This is a genomic window from Sphingomonas sp. HT-1 (assembly GCF_048568905.1).
Classification (GTDB): domain Bacteria; phylum Pseudomonadota; class Alphaproteobacteria; order Sphingomonadales; family Sphingomonadaceae; genus Sphingomonas.
The window spans coordinates 1,333,549-1,349,233 of sequence record NZ_CP183770.1; the positions used below are offsets into that span (position 1 = coordinate 1,333,549).

The following is a 15,685-nucleotide window of genomic DNA, read 5'->3' on the forward strand; positions in this document are numbered from 1 at the left end:
GCTGCCGGGTCTGTGTCAGCGCGCGGCCCCGGCGGCCTGCGTCCTATCGCCGATATGGCCGAGCACGAGCCCGAGTTGCTCGGCCGAATAGCCAGCGTCGTGGAAGGCTGCGACTTCCTGCTGCGGCAGTTGCGCGCCCTTGTGCCAGGCAAGCACCGCCAATCGGCGGAGCGCCTCTAGCCGGGGATCGGCGAGCCGCGGGTTGGCGCGTTCACCGCCAAATACCGTTCGGAGCAGCGCAGACCAGCGGCTCGGCGCCTCAAGCGACGACAAGCGATCGCCACGCGCAATCGCGAGAACCTGCCACTCCACATTCGTAAGTTCGGCAGCAGCCCGCTGGATCAGATCGCGGGGCGCGGCAATTGCCTGCCCGCGAAGATGGGAAAGATCCAGATATGCCATGGCCTGCACTCCCTCTACACGACGGATGTCAGGCCCCTTTGGCATGCCCCGATGTCAGGCACCGCCCTGCCGTTCCGCCAGAATGTTCCACCCGGGCTTGCGCAGGTTGCGTTTGGAAAGGCTGTTCCGCAACCAGCGCATTCTATGCACCGGGCCGCTCCGTTGCGCATGTGCACGCCGGCACCTGGCTTCGTTTCGGTATCGTATTTGTAGATCAGCGTTCCGTTACGTCAAGCAAAAATCGTACTGGCTAGTACTCTTTTGATCCAGTGTTTTCGTGGGGGCTGCTCCCGCCCGTCAACATGGGTAAGCAGCCAGCATGGCTCTCGAAACGTTTCCTGCGCATCGCCTTCCCCGCCGCTCGGTGCTCGGGGGCGCCGCTGCCTTGCTCGCGCTGCCCTCTGCCCCCGGGTGGACAAAGAGTGAGGATGCAGCGGTGCGACTGCGCAATTTGCTCGACGATGCGAGAAACAATCTCGCGGCGACACTTGCGGCGTTGCAGAGCATGGACCCGGCACGGCTCGCCCCCTCCGCCAGAATTGATCTGCTCACCGCTCGCGCAGGACTAGCGATCGACATCGAGCTAGCACAACGTTTCCCCCCGGCTCGCCTCGGCAATGATCCGGTCGCGCATGCGTCGAGTATAAGCCGGCTGCCGAACGATGCCGATCGCTATGCCCTGTTGCTGCGGCGGTCGGTTGGCGACGATGCCGATCCTGCCAGACTCCGCCGCCGCTTGCAGACCGAACTGGCGCGCACACTGGCGCGTGCCGATACGCTGTTTAGACGTGTCGGCCGGCGGCATGGCAGCGTCGGCGCGCGCTATTCCGAACTCTGGCGTGATCCCCGCTGGCTCTACACCGACGACGATGCCGGGCGCGATCGCGCCGTCGCCGACATGAACCGCATGCTGGACGCGGCACGCTCCAAATTACGGCGTGGCTTCGGCCCGCTGCCGACCCTGCACCTCTCGGTGCGGGTGCAGCGAATGACGCGCGCAGAGGAAGCCGCTGGCCGGCAAGGCTATCGTGTGCTTCCCGATGGCGCACGGCCGGGCGCCTATGTTGTCGACCTGAAGGACATCCGCCGCCGCCCGCGCTGGACGCTGCCGGCGGTGGTGCATCACGAGCTTGTACCCGGCCACATGGTTCAACTCCCGATGGAGGCAGCGGCCTCGCCTCACCCACTGCGGATCACCTATGCCGCCGCCTTCGCAGAAGGCTGGGCCATCTATGCCGAGCAACTGGCATCGGCGCAGGGAGCCTATCGCGGCGATCCGCTGGGCGAGCTGGGACAATGCCACTGGCGCCTGTTCCGTATCGCTCGGGCCCTCGCTGATCTGGGCCTGCACGTGGAGGGCTGGTCCTCCACCATGGTGCTGAATAACTGGCGCGAATGGATGGGAGAGCCCGCCTATTTCGCACCTTTTGCCACTGATCTGGACCGTATCGTCCGGGAGCCCGCGACGCGCGCGGGCGAAGCCGCAATGTGGCTAGCCATTGAAGATCTGGCACGCAGCCGCTCTGCCATCGCCTTCCACCGCCATGTCCTCGCGCACGGACGCATGCGCACCGATCTGCTCCGCACGACGTTGGGCGCCACCGCGTGATCGGGCGTCCACGGCTACTGCTGTTCGCCTGCGGGGACTTTGCCTTCAACCTCTACTGGCAGGGGCTAATGCTGTTCCTGCTGTTTTACTACACCGATGCGCTCGGACTACCGGTGGAGACGGCGGCAGCCATCTACACCGCCGCGACCGTCTGGGACGGCCTCGTCAACTTCGCGGTCGGCACGCTCGGAGATCGATGGCGGCCACGCGGCGGCTATCGGCGCATGTTGATGCTTGGCGCAGTGCCGCTTGGGCTGGCATGCATCTTGACCTATCTGCCGCCCGTGCTTGACGGACCTGCGGGCGTAGCCCTGATCCTAGGCGGTCACCTGCTGTTCCGCACCGCCTATGCCGCGGTCAACATCCCCTACCTCGCCATGTCGGCGCGGATCAGCAGCGACAGCCGTGATCGCGCGTTCATCGCCGGCGCCCGGATGCTGTTCGGCACGCTGGCCTGGGTTGTGGTGGCCCGCGGAACCATCCCGATCGGCGCCTGGTTCGCCGGCACCGCCGTACCGGCACGCGTCTATCTGGGTGCCGCAGTCGCATTCGCGGCCTTGGGCACGGGGATCCTGCTGATTGTCGGCGCCAGCTATCGTTCCAATGGTGCGCCGGAAACGACGAAGGCCACCCCGCCTTCCATCGGTGCCGCCTTGCGCAGCATCGCCGCTAACCGCGCCTTCGTGACGCTCAATGTGGCGATGATGGCGATGATCGTGGCTACCTCGATCCTCGGCAAATCCGTGCTCTACTACTTCAAATATTTCCTCCACGATGAAGCCGCCGGCCAGGAGGCACTGGGCTGGATGGGAGTAATGAGCGGTTTTGCCGTACCGGTATGGATGCTGCTGCAGCGGCAGATCGGCGGCCGCGCATTATGGTTCGTCGCGGCCGGAGCATGCATCCTTGGCCTTGTGCTGTTCGGGACGCTTCGAATCGGCAGCATCTGGGGGATGCAACTTTATCTGGTCGCGATGCAGGCGGCGATTGTCGGCCTGCATTTCGTCTTCTGGGCAATGCTGCCCAACACAATCGAATATGGCGAACGGACAACTGGGCTGCGCGTGGAGGGCGTCGTGTTTGGCATGGCGGCGCTGCTCCAGCGTATCGCGATCGGCGTCGCCACGCTGATCCTCGGCATCGGCTTCGGCTCCGCCGGCTATGTCGCCAATGCCGAGCAACAGGCCGGCACGCTGGCGGCAATGCGCTGGACGATCGCGGGCGCGCCGCTCGGCTTCTTCCTGCTTTCCTGCGCCGCGATGCTGCTCAATCCCCTCGGCCGCGGTGCTCATGCCCGTCTCCTCCAAATGATGCGAAGATGAACTGGGGCCTACGAGCCGGTTCAGCTTCGTGAAGCGCGGCAAAAGGTACTGCTTTCCTTATTGAAGAGGAGGTGGAGCCATGAAATTGCTTAAGTTATTCGCCCTCGCCAGCCTGGCCGTGACTGGAATTGCCGGCGCCAGCAGCGCCAACGCGCAGGGCTGGGGCGGCCCGCGCTATGAACGGCATCGCTACGACCATCGAGTCGACCGTCACGATCGGTGGGAGCGGCAGCGTCACTGGGACCGCGGCCACCATCGCGGCTGGGATCGTGGCCGCTCCTATGGCTGGAATGGCGGCTATCGCTATAGCGGCCGCCGCGTGTGCTGGACGGAATGGCGGTACGGCCGTCCCGTGCAGATTTGTCGCCGTCGCTGAACGGCTACCGGGTGCCCGCCAAATCCGCTGGCACCCGGTTCACTCCCGCAGCGGCAGTGAGAAGAGGAAGCGCGCGCCGTGTTGCGGCGTGCTTTCGACTGCCAGGTCGCCGCCCATAGCCCGTGCAAGCCGCCGGGCAATGTACAGCCCCAATCCGCTGCCGCCCGGTTCGGCGGGATCCAGTCGCGCGAACTTCTCGAAGATTTTTTCATGGTCGGCCGGCGCGATGCCTTTGCCCTGATCGGCGACGATAACGCACCCGACGCCGCCTTCCCGTGCCAGCGCGACTCGAACGACGCCGTAGGATGGTGAATAGCGCACCGCATTGCCGATCAGGTTGACCAGGACTTGCAACGTCCGCCGAAAATCTCCCGTCACGCGCAGCACCGCCTCCGCGGCCGGCGCGTCGATCGTGACCCCAGTCTGCGATGCGCGCACAGTAAGCAGCGCGGCCGCCCGGCGGGCTAGGGCCGCCAGATCAATCGCGTCTGCCGTCGTTGCGACGGCTGCCTCCTCAGCCACTTGCAAGTCCGCCAGATCCTCGATCATAGCAAGCAGATGCCGCCCGGCGTCGGCGATATCCCCAGCATATCCCGCATAATCCTCTCGAATCGGCCCGCTGTCCTGCTTGTCGATGGCTTCTGCGGCGGCGATGATCCGGGCAAGCGGCGCACGCAGTGCCCGCTCCAGGCGTCTCCCGAAACCCGGTGGGTACGGCACCTGCGGCAGGGCGGCGGTCGCTGCCGCGCGCGTCGCAAGGGCTCCGCCGTCATGCGCATGGGCCGCGCCAACGAACCCGGCGAAGCGTCCCTCGGCATCGCTACGGGGCCGTGCCTCCAGCCGAACCCATTGCGCGGTTCCGCGCAGCTCGGCCAATTGGCCGTCGAAACGGGCCCGTGCGGAAACCGCGGAAAGGATCGGCAACTGCCCGTCCGTGTCCTGCGCGAGCGCGAACAAGCGCGTCAGCGGCTGACCCAGCAGCGCGCGCGGATCCACACCCTCATACGAGCCCACATCGGGAGAAACGAACGTCAGGCGCAGCGACGCGTCTGTCTCCCACAGCAATTCGCCATGGGTCCGCAAGAAGTCGCTCTCTCTGTCCGGATCGTGCGTTGGACGCCACGCCGAGCGGTGCCGCCAGCCGCTCACCTCCAGGCGGACACCGCCGCGATCCGGACCGGCGCGGACCCACAGGTCCAGATCCTCCTCGCCATCAGCCGCGACCACCCCGCGTGCGATGCGGATGCCCAGCCGATGAGAAAGGCTGGCCAGTTCGGCGATACCTGGCACTGCCAGCGGTGCGCCGATCCGCCCCCCCGCGCGGCTGTTCAGCGCCTTCAGCAGGGGTTCGGCGTCGATCAGCCGGCCGGCGGCATCGACGCGCGCGACCGCCAGGGGGCCGGCTTCATCGGCCACCCTCGCCCCATCCTGCCATGGCGCTACGGCGAAGGGCCGCTCGCGCCGCGTGATAGGCGGGGTCCAGCCGCAACGCCGCCAGCACCGCCCATGCCTGGGCATGATCGACCGCGCCGACCGCGTCGACGCAGTCGGCAAGCACGGCGATCGCTCTGTTCGGATCCGCCTCACACAACAGAAACCCGATCTGCGCGATGGTGTCGCGCGGTGCGCCTATGGCGTGCAGCGCCAGCACCAGCCGCTGGGGATGCCGATCGAGCACGAGCGCCCGCGCATCTGCATATCCGATCTGCGCCGCATGGGCGAACAACGCCAGGAACAGCGCCAGCCGACGATCACGTAGCGCTTCGACCAGAAGCTCGGGCACTTCGCGTGGTGCACTGCCGATCGCAGCCGCAAACCGCATCGCTGCGGCGTCTGCTGCCTCGTTCGGGAACGCCTCCGCCGCGGCGATCGCACGGCGCACGGCTGCGCATAATGCTTCGTCTAGAGCGATATCAGCCTCGGCTCCTGCCTGCTCACGCTTCGCGGATGCAACCCACCAAAGCAGCTTGGCATGCAAGTGCAGAGGCGCACGCTGTTGTCCCGTTTCAGGATTTCCTTTGTGATGCCCCGCCAGCAAAAGATCGCGGGCGGCTTCGGCGATCGCCGGCACTGGATGATCGATGAAGCGGTTGATCAGACTGACGCGCGCCGGATCGGCCGACGCATGGTGGGGTAGCGCCTTACCGAGCTGGTCCTGCCGCACTTGGCCGATCAGGGCGTCGGTCAATGTCCAGTCGTTCAGCAGGCCAGCTGCGCGCAGCAGCGGCAGCACTTCACCTGCTCCCGGCGTCGCAAAATCCGATAGCGCGCGCTCCGCGGCCTCCACCCATTCTTCTAGCAGCGCCGTCATGCCGCTGCGGGTGGCTTCATCAAGCCGGAACGCCTCCGGCACCGAAAAGTCCTGAGCGGCGGCAGCCGTGGCAGCGCGCACGCGCCGTTCGGCCGCTGCGGCACGCCCCAGCAGGTCTTCAGCGCCCAGGAAAGAACCATGGCGCGTATCGGCGATGTCGTCCGACATCACGCCAGTCTACCCCAGTCGAATTAAGCGCAGCCTAAGATCGCCGGACTAGGATCGGTGGCGAACCGCCTCGATCGCGGCCGCGAGCGTCGCGACAGCGTAAAGCTGTGCCACAGCCAAGCCGATCAGCGGGAAGCCGGCGATCGCGAACGGTGTGAGGATCAGCAGCTGCGCCGATGCGTTGGCCCACCAGCGGCGGCGCGGGACCGGTACGCGCTCCGCGAGAAGCTGCGCAACCAGTGTGCCCAGGGCGAGCAGCGTGGACGCAGCCGTGCCTAGCCCCACATGCATCCGCCAGCCATTGGCCAAGACCACCAGCGCGAACAGCACGAACACTGCCGCCTCGATCCCGCGGGCACGTGGCTCCTCGCCCCGCAGCGCCGCATGGGCGGCGCCCGTGGCAAGCGCCAGTGCGGCGAGCAGCGCGATGCACACACCAATGCCCTGCCAGCCCGCGAACGTCGCCACGACCGATCCAGCACCCAGAACGCCACCAGCGATCAGCGGCGCCCAGTCCGGGATCTCGCGCGCCATCAGCTGCGGCAGCACATAGCGGGCCGCCCGGCTGAATACCCACCGGTCCGCCCACAAAGTGCGCCGGTCACTGAGGGCGGCGAGCACCGAATCATTGCGCTCGGCCAGTCCTTGCGCGCTCCGTTCGACGGCATGGCCGGCGCGTGCCCATACCGGCGCGAGCGGCACCTGCAACGCGCCCGATTGGGCGGCGACGCGCAGCAGCGCCGACTGGAAGTCATAGTCTTCCGGCATCGTGGCGATCTGGGCGAGGTGCGCCGCCTGGATCCGGGCAATCCCCGCCCAGCAATGGCGCATGTCGAGCCGCTCGATCGCTGCCGGCGATTCCGCGTCGTCAGTGACGAGCAGCGCGTTGTGCGGTTCCGCGGCCATGCGCTCCATCACCGGATCGATGGTAACCAAGCCGTCGGCCAGCACCAGCACATCCGCGTCCCGCAGCACCTTTTCGGCGGCTTCCTCGGCCGATCGGACGATCTCGATGGCAAGCTGCCCCCGGCCCGCCCGCTCGATCGCGGCCAGGAACGCCGGGGTCACGCGACCAGCGGCGACCAGCACCTGTTCGGCACCGATCCCGGCGAGCAGCCGCACCTGATATTCCAGCAGGGTCATGCCGCCGAAGGGCAGGCTGCCGACGAGCGCGCCGGGCCGGTCTAGCGCCTCCTCCACGGCGAAGACGAGGCCGACGAGCGCGCGTGCCTGGGTAACCATGTCGCTCCCCCTCAATAGAGCAGATGCGATTGCCGCATCTCGATCCACGCCGCTTCGTCCGGTGCGGCGAGCGCGTCCAGGTCCCCCGGCGCGGCGCCCGCATCATCCACCCATTGCCGCAGGCCGGGGCCCCCGTTGATCACATCGATCGCCAGCTTGTCGAAGACATACTCATAGGGGAAGTCGCGCCACAACGCGTAGTCCGGCGCCAGCGCCCGGATCGCCTTGAAGCCAAGGGCCTGAACACGCCAGGGACGGAAGGCGGCATGGTCGTAGCCTGGCCCTTCGGCATGAAGGAACACGCCCGAGCAGAGCTGGCCGACATGCTTGTGGAAGGTGGGCTGGAACCACATCGGACGCAGTGTACAGCCGGCCAGCCAGTTCGGCGCCAGCCGGCGCATCTCGGCGATCACCGCCGAAGCGTCGATGTCGGGCGCACCGAACAGTTCCAACGGCCGGGTCGTGCCGCGGCCTTCGGACAGCATCGTTCCTTCCAGCATCACCGTCCCAGCATAGGCACGCGACATGTTCACATTTGCGGCATTCGGACTTGGGTTGATCCAGGGGCGCTCAGGCGGCCAGCCAAAGCCCGGTGCCGCCTCGGGCTGCCAGCCCTGCAGCGCCACCACCCGATAGTCTAGGTCCAGGCCAAAGTGCGCGATGAACCAGTGGCCGAGTTCGCCCAGCGTCATCCCGTGCCGCATCGGCATCGGCCCCGCGCCGACAAAACTCTCCCATCCGGGCAGCAGCGTCAGCCCCTCAACCGGCCGGCCGGCGGGGTTGGGCCGATCTAGCACCCAAACCGCTTTGCCATGCTTCGCTGCGGCTTCGAGGACGTAGAGCAGCGTCGTGACGAAGGTGTAGATTCGGCACCCGACATCCTGCAGGTCGACCAGCATCACGTCGAAGCTGTCCATCGACGCGTCTGTAGGTCTGCGGACCTCGCCATAGAGGCTGAATACTGGCACGCCGTACTGTGGATCGGTGAAGTCGGGCGACTCTATCATATTGTCCTGCAGGTCACCGCGCACGCCGTGCTGCGGTCCGAACACAGCACTGATCCGAACCCCCGCGGCGACCAGTGCATCGAGCGAATGCGTGAGGTCCGCGGTCACGGATGCCGGATGGGCGAGCAGCGCGACGCGCTTTCCCTGAAGCGGCTTGCGCAGGCTGGCATCGGCGAGGAGACGATCGATTCCGAAAAGCATAAGACTCAGCCTGCTGGCGGCACTTCGAGCACAAAGCAATCCGGATCGTGGAAATCCGGGCGATCGCCGCCGTGGCGCAGGGCCCAATAGGATATTGTGCCGTCCTGCTCCTCGATCACCGCGGTCACTCCGCATCGCAACACACCCGCCGGCACGCCCTCCAAGCGCACCGAAAGCAACATCGCCACACTGTCGAACTGGATGGCAGGCGGAACGTCCTGCTCCAGCGGCGCCATGCCCTCTCGCCGACCGGTGAAATGGTAGGCGGCCCATCGGCTGGAGGGGGCAAAGTTGAACTCGCAATAGCTGCCCGCCGCCTCTTGAACGAACAACTCGAAGCAGGTGGAGCGCCACAGTCCGTCGGTCCGCAGCGGTTCTGCAGGAATTGGCAACACCAGCGCTTCCGCCGGAGACTCGACCCGATAGACAATATCCAGTCCGTCGCCGCCTCGCGATACCGCACAGTGGAGACCGGCAACGGCGTGGGGTTGTGCGGCGCGATGCGGCAGCAAACGGATCATCGTCCCTAGCGTAGAATGACAGCGACCGGAAGGAAAGCGTGGCCTCTGCCGCACGGCGCTTGCCTGTGACGCCTTGCCGGCGCAAGCGCCTGCAAGATATTGCAACGATTCGCCAGGGCGGTCCCGCCGTGCATTTTCTCCATACCTTCCACCTCGCCGCCTATCTCGACACGCTGCTCAGCTACACGCTGGCGCTGCTACTGGGCGCGGCGATCGGCGCCGAGCGGCAGTTCCGCCAGCGCACCGCGGGCCTGCGCACCAACGCGCTGGTCGCGCTGGGCGCCTCCGCATTCGTAGACCTTTCTCAGCGCATTGCCGGCGATCTGGAAGCGGTGCGGGTGATCGCCTATGTCGTCTCCGGCATCGGCTTTCTGGGCGCCGGCGTCATCATGAAGGAAGGCATGAACATCCGCGGCCTTAACACTGCGGCAACTCTGTGGTGCTCGGCTGCCGTTGGCGCCTGCGCCGGCAGCGACATGGCAGCGGAGGCCGCCACGCTTGCGGTGTTCGTTATCGCCGGCAACACGCTCCTGCGGCCCGTCGTGAACGCCATCAATCGCGTTCCGCTGTCGGGCGGTCAGGTAGAAGCTACCTATTTCGTGACACTGACCACCGAGCCGGCACGCGTCGACGTCTTGCGCGACCTTTCGACCGATCACCTCGAGCTGATGCGCTATCCCGTCGCGGAGATAGACACCATAGAACGTCCCGATGGGCGTACCGAGATCCGCGCCCGCCTCGTTTCGACCGCCGCCCTCGATGCGGATCTCGACTCGATTATCGTGCATCTTTCAAACCGGCATGACGTTCAGCACGCCAGCTGGGCGCTGCAGAGGCAGGACTGATCGGCGGGGATGACGCGAACGCCGGCATTGGCTATGCGCGGCCCTATCATGACCGAATACACGTCCGATCTGCTCCGTCTGCTGTCCTCCCGCGGCTATATCCACCAGGTTACCGACGCCGGCGCGCTCGACGCGCTTGCCGCCAAGGAGATCGTGCCCGGCTATATCGGTTTCGACCCCACTGCCCCGTCGCTTCACGTCGGCAGCCTGGTGCAGATCATGCTGCTGCGTCGTCTGCAACAGGCTGGCCACAAGCCGATCGTGCTGATGGGCGGCGGCACCGGCAAGGTCGGCGATCCCAGCTTCAAGGACGAAGCTCGCAAGCTGCTGACGATCGATACGATTGCCAGCAACATTGCTTCGATCAAGACTGTGTTCGAGAACTTCCTGACCTTCGGCGACGGCCCCACCGATGCGGTGATGGTCGACAATGCCGATTGGCTCGACAAGCTCGAATATATCCCGTTCCTGCGCGACATCGGCCAGCACTTCTCGATCAACCGGATGCTCAGCTTCGACTCGGTCAAGCTGCGGCTCGATCGCGAACAGTCGCTCAGCTTCCTCGAGTTTAATTACATGATCCTCCAGGCCTATGATTTTCTCGAGCTTTCGCGCCGCTCCGGCTGCCGCCTGCAGATGGGTGGATCGGATCAATGGGGCAACATCGTCAACGGCATCGAGCTGTCGCGCCGCGTCGACGGAACCGACGTGTTCGGCGTCACCACCCCCCTGATCACGACGGCGGACGGCGGCAAGATGGGCAAGACCATGTCCGGCGCGGTGTGGCTCAATCCGGATCAGCTGCCGCATTACGACTATTGGCAGTTCTGGCGGAACACCGACGACCGCGACGTCGGGCGCTTCCTTCGCCTTTTCACCGATCTGCCGCTCGATGAAATCGCACGCCTGGAAGCGTTGGAAGGCGCTGAGATCAATGAGGCGAAGAAGATCCTCGCCAACGAAGCCACCGCCATGTGCCGCGGGCGTGCCGCCGCCGAGAACGCCGCTGAAACCGCGCGCAAGACCTTTGAGGAAGGCCATGCCGGTGATGCGCTACCGACGTTGGCGGTCGCCGGGGAAATCGCGATCGTCGATGCGCTGGTGAGCCTTGGCTTCTGCGCCTCTAAAGGCGAGGCGCGACGGCTGATCAAGGGCGGGGGCGCCAGGATCGATGGCGTGAAGGTGGAAGAAGAAGCAACAATGGTCGCCGTTACGAGGGAGGTACGGCTTTCCGCCGGCAAAAAGCATCATGGCGTTCTCAAACCTGCAACTTAAGCCACTGTTTACCAGCCTTCTTGTGCGCCGGTTCATATACCCGCCGTAATCCGGATCGGTACCTCCAGTACTCGACGAGGGACAAGTGCGTTCAACCGGGGCAACGCCGGCCGCCAGCGACGGCCGGTCGATCAATCGTGATGAAGTGCAGCACCGCGCGCGTGGGGTGGGGGCGGAAGGTAAGGTTATCGTCCTGCTGATCGTCAACATTTCGGAGGACGGGTTGATGGCCCGGTGCGAGGCGCCCCTGGACGCGGGCGACCTGCTGGGCGTGCAGCTGCCGGTGGTGGGCGGGGTCGAGGCGCAGGTGCGCTGGGCGCTCGGCGGACGGATCGGATGCCAGTTCCAACCGCGCATCCCGCCGCAACGCTACGCCGCCGTACTGGCGGCCATGCGAACGTCCGGCACCCCCCGCGCCTGATCTAGAGCGGATTTCGACCGCACTGAATCGGTGAGGGATTCCCAAGGAACGCGATTTCTGATTCAGAATGCATGCCGGTGAAGGAGTCCGGCATGGATGGGTCATGCTTTGTCGATGGATTTGCGGGTTCGTCTTCTGGCTGTGATTGACGGCGGGCTGAGCTGTCGGGCTGCAGCCGCCCGGTTTGGGGTTGCGCCGTCGACCGCGATCCGCTGGCACGCCCAGCGGCGGGAAACGGGCAATGTTGCCGCCAAGCCGCAAGGCGGAGACATGCGTTCGCGTCGGGTTGAGGAACGGGCAGCTGACATTCTCGCGCTGTGGGAGGCCCGCAAGGACATCTCGCTGGAAGAGCTTCGCCGAGCCTTAGCCAAGAAGGGTCTGGCAGTCTCCGTCGCAGGGCTGCATCGCTTTTTCGCGCGTCGAGGCATGACGCGCAAAAAAAGACTGGCCATGCTGTCGAGCAAGACCGGCCCGACATCCTGAAACAGCGCCGCGACTGGTTCGACGGCCAGGTCGATCTGGAACCGGAACACCTGGTCTTCATCGACGAGACCTGGACCGCCACCAACATGACCCGCAGCCATGGCCGCTGCGCCAGGGGTGAGCGGCTGCGGATGGGATATCCGCATGGCCATCGCAAAACCACCACGCTGGTTGCCGGCCTGCGCATGACCGGCATGGTCGCGCCGATGGTGCTCGACGGCCCGATCAACGGCGACTGGTTCGAAGCCTATGTGGCGCAGGTCCTTGTGCCCACACTGCGCCCCGGCGACATCGTCATCATGGACAATCTGTCGAGCCACAAGCGACCGGCGGTCCAGCATCGGATCGAGGCGGCAGGCGCAACGCTGCGCTTCCTCCCGCCCTACAGCCCTGACTTCAACCCGATCGAAAAGGCCTTTGCACGCCTCAAGGCCATGCTGCGAAAAGCCGGCGAGCGCACTGTCAGCGGCCTGTGGAACCGCATCGGCGCGCTCGTCGACATCTTCCAGCCCAGCGAATGCGCCAACTACTTCAGTTCCTGCGGATATGATCCAGATTGATCGGAAAACGCTCTAGCCGGCGCGGAGCAGACCCACCGCAGCGTCGCGCTCGAACAGGTACAGCGCCAGCCGCGCCGCCTGCCCCCGCTCGCCATGTAACCCGCCGTCCCGGTCGACGAGCAGCCGCGCATCGCCATTGGCCGCAGGCAGCAGCGCGCCCAGCATGTCCGGTTCGGCCAGCCGGAACTGCATGTCGCCCGACTGGCGCGTGCCGAGCAGTTCGCCCGCCCCGCGCAGCCGCAGATCCTCCTCGGCGATGCGGAACCCGTCATTGCTCTCGCGCATCAGCGCCAGCCGCGCCCGCGCGGTCTCGCTGAGATGATTCCCGCGCAGCAGGACGCAGACCGAACGCCCCCCGCCCCGCCCGACCCGCCCGCGCAGCTGGTGGAGCTGGGCGAGGCCGAAGCGATCGGCATGCTCGATCACGATCAGCGTCGCATTGGGCACGTCGACGCCCACTTCGATCACCGTCGTCGCGACCAGCACGCCCAGTTCGCCCGCGGCGAAGCGCGCCATCACCGCGTCCTTCTCAGGCCCCTTCATGCGTCCGTGGATCAGCCCGACCTTGTCGCCGAAATGGGCCTGCAGCTCGGTCGCGCGCGCTTCGGCGGCGGCAAGATCGCTCTTCTCGCTCTCCTCCACCAGCGGGCAGACCCAATAGGCCTGCCCGCCACCCGCCAGATGCCGACCGAGCCCACCGACGACCTCGCCCAGTCGCTCCTCCGAGATCACGCTGGTCTCGATCGGCTGGCGGCCGGGCGGCATCTCGTCGAGCCGGCTCACATCCATCTCGCCATATTGCGCCAGCGTGAGCGTGCGGGGGATCGGCGTGGCGGTCATCACCAGCAGATGCGGCGGCCGCCCGGCCTTGGCCTGCAGCATCATGCGTTGCGCCACGCCGAAGCGGTGCTGTTCGTCCACCACCACCAGCCCCAGGTCGCGATAGGTGACGCCTTCCTGAAAGATCGCATGGGTGCCGATCAGGATGTCGATCTCGCCGGCCGCCAGCCCCATCAGCGTCGCCTCCCGCACGCGGCCCTTATCGCGGCCGGTGAGGATCGCGACGTTGATTCCCAGCCCGCCCAACGTGCGGCTGAGCGTCTCGAAATGCTGTCGTGCGAGAATTTCGGTCGGCGCCAACAGCGCGCCCTGTGCCCCGGCCTCGGCCGCGATCAGCAGCGCCATCGTCGCCACGAGCGTCTTGCCGGACCCGACATCGCCTTGCAGCAGCCGCAACATCGGCTGCGACTGCGCCATATCGCCTTCGATCTCGCGGATCGTGCGCGCCTGCGCGCCGGTGGGGGCATAGGGCAGCTTCAGCGCATCGCGCAGCCGCCCGTCGCCGGTCAGCGCCCGCCCCCGCTTCGCTCGCGCCTCGCCACGCACCAGCAGCAGCGCCAACTGATTGGCGAACACTTCGTCATAAGCCAGCCGCTCGCGCGCCTTGGCGTCTGCGGGATCGGCATGGATCCGCGCCAGAGCGTCTCGCCAGTCCGGCCAGCCCTTCTGCGCCTTCAGGCTGGGTTCGATCCATTCGGGCAGGTCCGGTGCCCGCTCGATCGCCTGGGCCGCGAGCGCGGCGATTCGCTTCGAGGTGATGCCTTCCGAACACGGATAGATCGCCTCGCGCCCGCCGACGCCGTCCACCTGGTCGAGCGGCAGCACATGGTCCGGATGGACCATCTGCAGTTCCTGCCCATAATGCTCCAGCTTGCCCGAAACCCAGCGGGGTTCGTTCAGCGGCAGCTGCTTCTTCGCCCAGCCGGAACTGCCGCCGAAATAGACAAGGGAGACATGGTTTCCGCTGGCGTCCACCGCCTGCACCCTGGCCGGCGAACGGGCGCCGCCGCCGAAGCGATACTGTACGGGCGTGAGCGTGATGGCGATCACCTTGCCCGAATCGGCCATGTCCAGTTCGGCGCGCGGCAGGCGATCGACGAACCCGGTCGGCAGATGGAATGCGACATCCACCACCCGCGCCAGCCCAAGCCGCTCCATCGGCTTGGCAAGCGCCGGGCCGATGCCTTTCAGCGCCGTGACCTCGGCGAACAGGGGATTGAGAAGCTCGGGTCGCATCCCCCCGCCCTATCGCGGGGCGATGCGACTGACAAACCCGCTCAGGCGGCGGTGAAGATGGAGCTATTGTTCGCAAGCGCCGCTTCGATCGCCTGCACCACTTCCGGCACAGACGAGCCGATGACGACTTCATGTTCCTTGCCGAACGAAATGACACCGAAATCAGCACCCGCCATGTTGATCGTGGAGACGGTGCGGACGGAGGAAACGTTGACTAGCATGGGCTCGCCGTTAATCGACTTCAGCATCACGAAACGCGGGCGGTTGTTCAGAAATTCACTCATGATTCGACTCGTCCCCATACAGGCGTGATGTTGGGGGTTAGACCACATCAACGTTAACAACCTGCCCAATGGGACGGCCATATCCGCGCTGGCCAATCGCCACCGCCGCACCTATCTGATGCGACGGAACCCCTGGCCGACCGCTCTCCCGGCGATGTCGGCCCCTTGCCGTTGGAGCGCCCATGGACCGAGAGACCCGCCTCAAGCGCCTGCGCTTTCGCAGCTGGCATCGCGGCACGAAGGAAGCCGATCTGCTGATCGGCGGTTTTTTCGACCAGCACGGCGAGCGCTGGAACGACGATGAGATCGCCCTGTTCGAAACGCTGCTCGAGGAACAGGATGTCGACATCATGGCGTGGGCGATGGGAACCGCCGAGGCACCCGAGCGCTACCGCGGCACGATCCTGAGCGCACTCAAGACGCTGAACTACGTGCCTATTTCCGAGTAAGCACTGATCTGGCCATTCACCCTCGCCCTTCCGGCGCTGCGCGCCTCCCTCCCCGCTGCCAAGGAGAGAGGGAGTATAGGGCCCGCTCCTAAGGCGGTGGAAAGGGTGAGGATGGCCGCACCGCACACCGACA

Annotated in this window: 16 protein-coding genes; 8 read left to right on the forward strand and 8 right to left on the reverse strand. The window is 66.0% G+C overall.

The annotated features are described in order from the left end of the window. Positions 1-15: 15 nt before the first annotated feature. Positions 16-402 (reverse strand): hypothetical protein, encoded by a 387-nt coding sequence (locus ACNFJ7_RS06235; RefSeq protein WP_019370160.1) that lies wholly within the window; start codon positions 400-402, stop codon positions 16-18. Positions 403-721: 319 nt separating this feature from the next. Between ACNFJ7_RS06235 and ACNFJ7_RS06240 the strand changes: the two genes are divergently transcribed. From ACNFJ7_RS06240 to ACNFJ7_RS06250, 3 genes are all read left to right on the forward strand, one after another. Further along, positions 722-2,011 carry a DUF885 family protein gene (locus ACNFJ7_RS06240; RefSeq protein WP_019370161.1) on the forward strand — a complete coding sequence of 430 codons (1,290 nt, stop codon included), beginning with the start codon at positions 722-724 and terminating at the stop codon, positions 2,009-2,011. Beyond that, positions 2,008-3,333 carry an MFS transporter gene (locus tag ACNFJ7_RS06245; RefSeq protein WP_019370162.1) on the forward strand — a complete coding sequence of 442 codons (1,326 nt, stop codon included), beginning with the start codon at positions 2,008-2,010 and terminating at the stop codon, positions 3,331-3,333. Before ACNFJ7_RS06240 ends, ACNFJ7_RS06245 begins: the two co-directional genes overlap by 4 nt. A gap of 79 nt (positions 3,334-3,412) precedes the next feature. Then, complete coding sequence (locus ACNFJ7_RS06250; protein ID WP_019370163.1) at positions 3,413-3,709, forward strand: hypothetical protein; 297 nt, start codon at positions 3,413-3,415, stop codon at positions 3,707-3,709. 39 nt (positions 3,710-3,748) lie between these two features. On the opposite strand, the gene ACNFJ7_RS06255 is transcribed toward ACNFJ7_RS06250, so the two are convergent. Genes ACNFJ7_RS06255 through ACNFJ7_RS06275 form a run of 5 tightly spaced genes read right to left on the reverse strand, consistent with a single transcriptional unit; the run spans position 3,749 to position 9,159 of the window. After that, a complete protein-coding gene (locus ACNFJ7_RS06255; RefSeq protein WP_019370164.1) occupies positions 3,749-5,125 on the reverse strand; it encodes a PAS domain-containing sensor histidine kinase in 1,377 nt (458 codons plus the stop codon). Then, positions 5,115-6,188: a DUF2336 domain-containing protein gene (locus ACNFJ7_RS06260; protein WP_019370165.1), complete on the reverse strand. Its 1,074-nt coding sequence runs from the start codon at positions 6,186-6,188 to the stop codon at positions 5,115-5,117. The genes ACNFJ7_RS06255 and ACNFJ7_RS06260 overlap by 11 nt, the downstream gene beginning before the upstream one ends. 48 nt (positions 6,189-6,236) lie before the next feature. Beyond that, positions 6,237-7,430 carry a hypothetical protein gene (locus ACNFJ7_RS06265; protein ID WP_019370166.1) on the reverse strand — a complete coding sequence of 398 codons (1,194 nt, stop codon included), beginning with the start codon at positions 7,428-7,430 and terminating at the stop codon, positions 6,237-6,239. An 11-nt stretch (positions 7,431-7,441) separates the two neighbouring features. Beyond that, the gene (locus tag ACNFJ7_RS06270; protein WP_019370167.1) at positions 7,442-8,638 is read right to left on the reverse strand and encodes an exo-beta-N-acetylmuramidase NamZ domain-containing protein; all 1,197 of its coding nucleotides are present in this window, start codon (positions 8,636-8,638) and stop codon (positions 7,442-7,444) included. A 5-nt stretch (positions 8,639-8,643) separates the two neighbouring features. Next, positions 8,644-9,159, reverse strand: coding sequence for a DOMON-like domain-containing protein (locus ACNFJ7_RS06275; RefSeq protein ID WP_019370168.1), 516 nt, complete (start codon positions 9,157-9,159; stop codon positions 8,644-8,646). Between the two features lie 128 nt (positions 9,160-9,287). Between ACNFJ7_RS06275 and ACNFJ7_RS06280 the strand changes: the two genes are divergently transcribed. The 4 genes from ACNFJ7_RS06280 (at position 9,288) to ACNFJ7_RS06295 (ending at position 12,743) form a co-directional block, all read left to right on the forward strand. Further along, on the forward strand, positions 9,288-10,004 hold the full coding sequence (locus tag ACNFJ7_RS06280) for an MgtC/SapB family protein (RefSeq protein WP_026009239.1): 717 nt from the start codon (positions 9,288-9,290) through the stop codon (positions 10,002-10,004). 48 nt (positions 10,005-10,052) lie between these two features. Further along, on the forward strand, positions 10,053-11,279 hold the full coding sequence (tyrS, locus tag ACNFJ7_RS06285) for a tyrosine--tRNA ligase (RefSeq protein ID WP_026009240.1): 1,227 nt from the start codon (positions 10,053-10,055) through the stop codon (positions 11,277-11,279). 85 nt (positions 11,280-11,364) lie between these two features. After that, positions 11,365-11,700 (forward strand): PilZ domain-containing protein, encoded by a 336-nt coding sequence (locus ACNFJ7_RS06290; protein ID WP_019370171.1) that lies wholly within the window; start codon positions 11,365-11,367, stop codon positions 11,698-11,700. A 96-nt stretch (positions 11,701-11,796) separates the two neighbouring features. Further along, positions 11,797-12,743 (forward strand): IS630 family transposase gene (locus ACNFJ7_RS06295; RefSeq protein WP_152997892.1). Its coding sequence is split into 2 segments (ribosomal slippage): positions 11,797-12,133 and positions 12,133-12,743, totalling 948 coding nucleotides; the frame shifts between segments, so codons are not numbered across the junction. Between the two features lie 12 nt (positions 12,744-12,755). Here ACNFJ7_RS06295 and recG read toward each other — a convergent pair. Continuing rightward, positions 12,756-14,819, reverse strand: coding sequence for an ATP-dependent DNA helicase RecG (recG, locus tag ACNFJ7_RS06300; RefSeq protein WP_419724238.1), 2,064 nt, complete (start codon positions 14,817-14,819; stop codon positions 12,756-12,758). A gap of 41 nt (positions 14,820-14,860) precedes the next feature. Continuing rightward, positions 14,861-15,103: a hypothetical protein gene (locus ACNFJ7_RS06305; protein ID WP_019368148.1), complete on the reverse strand. Its 243-nt coding sequence runs from the start codon at positions 15,101-15,103 to the stop codon at positions 14,861-14,863. Positions 15,104-15,285: 182 nt separating this feature from the next. On the opposite strand from ACNFJ7_RS06305, the gene ACNFJ7_RS06310 reads away from it, so the two are divergent. Next, a complete protein-coding gene (locus ACNFJ7_RS06310) occupies positions 15,286-15,552 on the forward strand; it encodes a succinate dehydrogenase assembly factor 2 (protein WP_019368147.1) in 267 nt (88 codons plus the stop codon). The last annotated feature ends 133 nt before the right edge of the window (positions 15,553-15,685 follow it).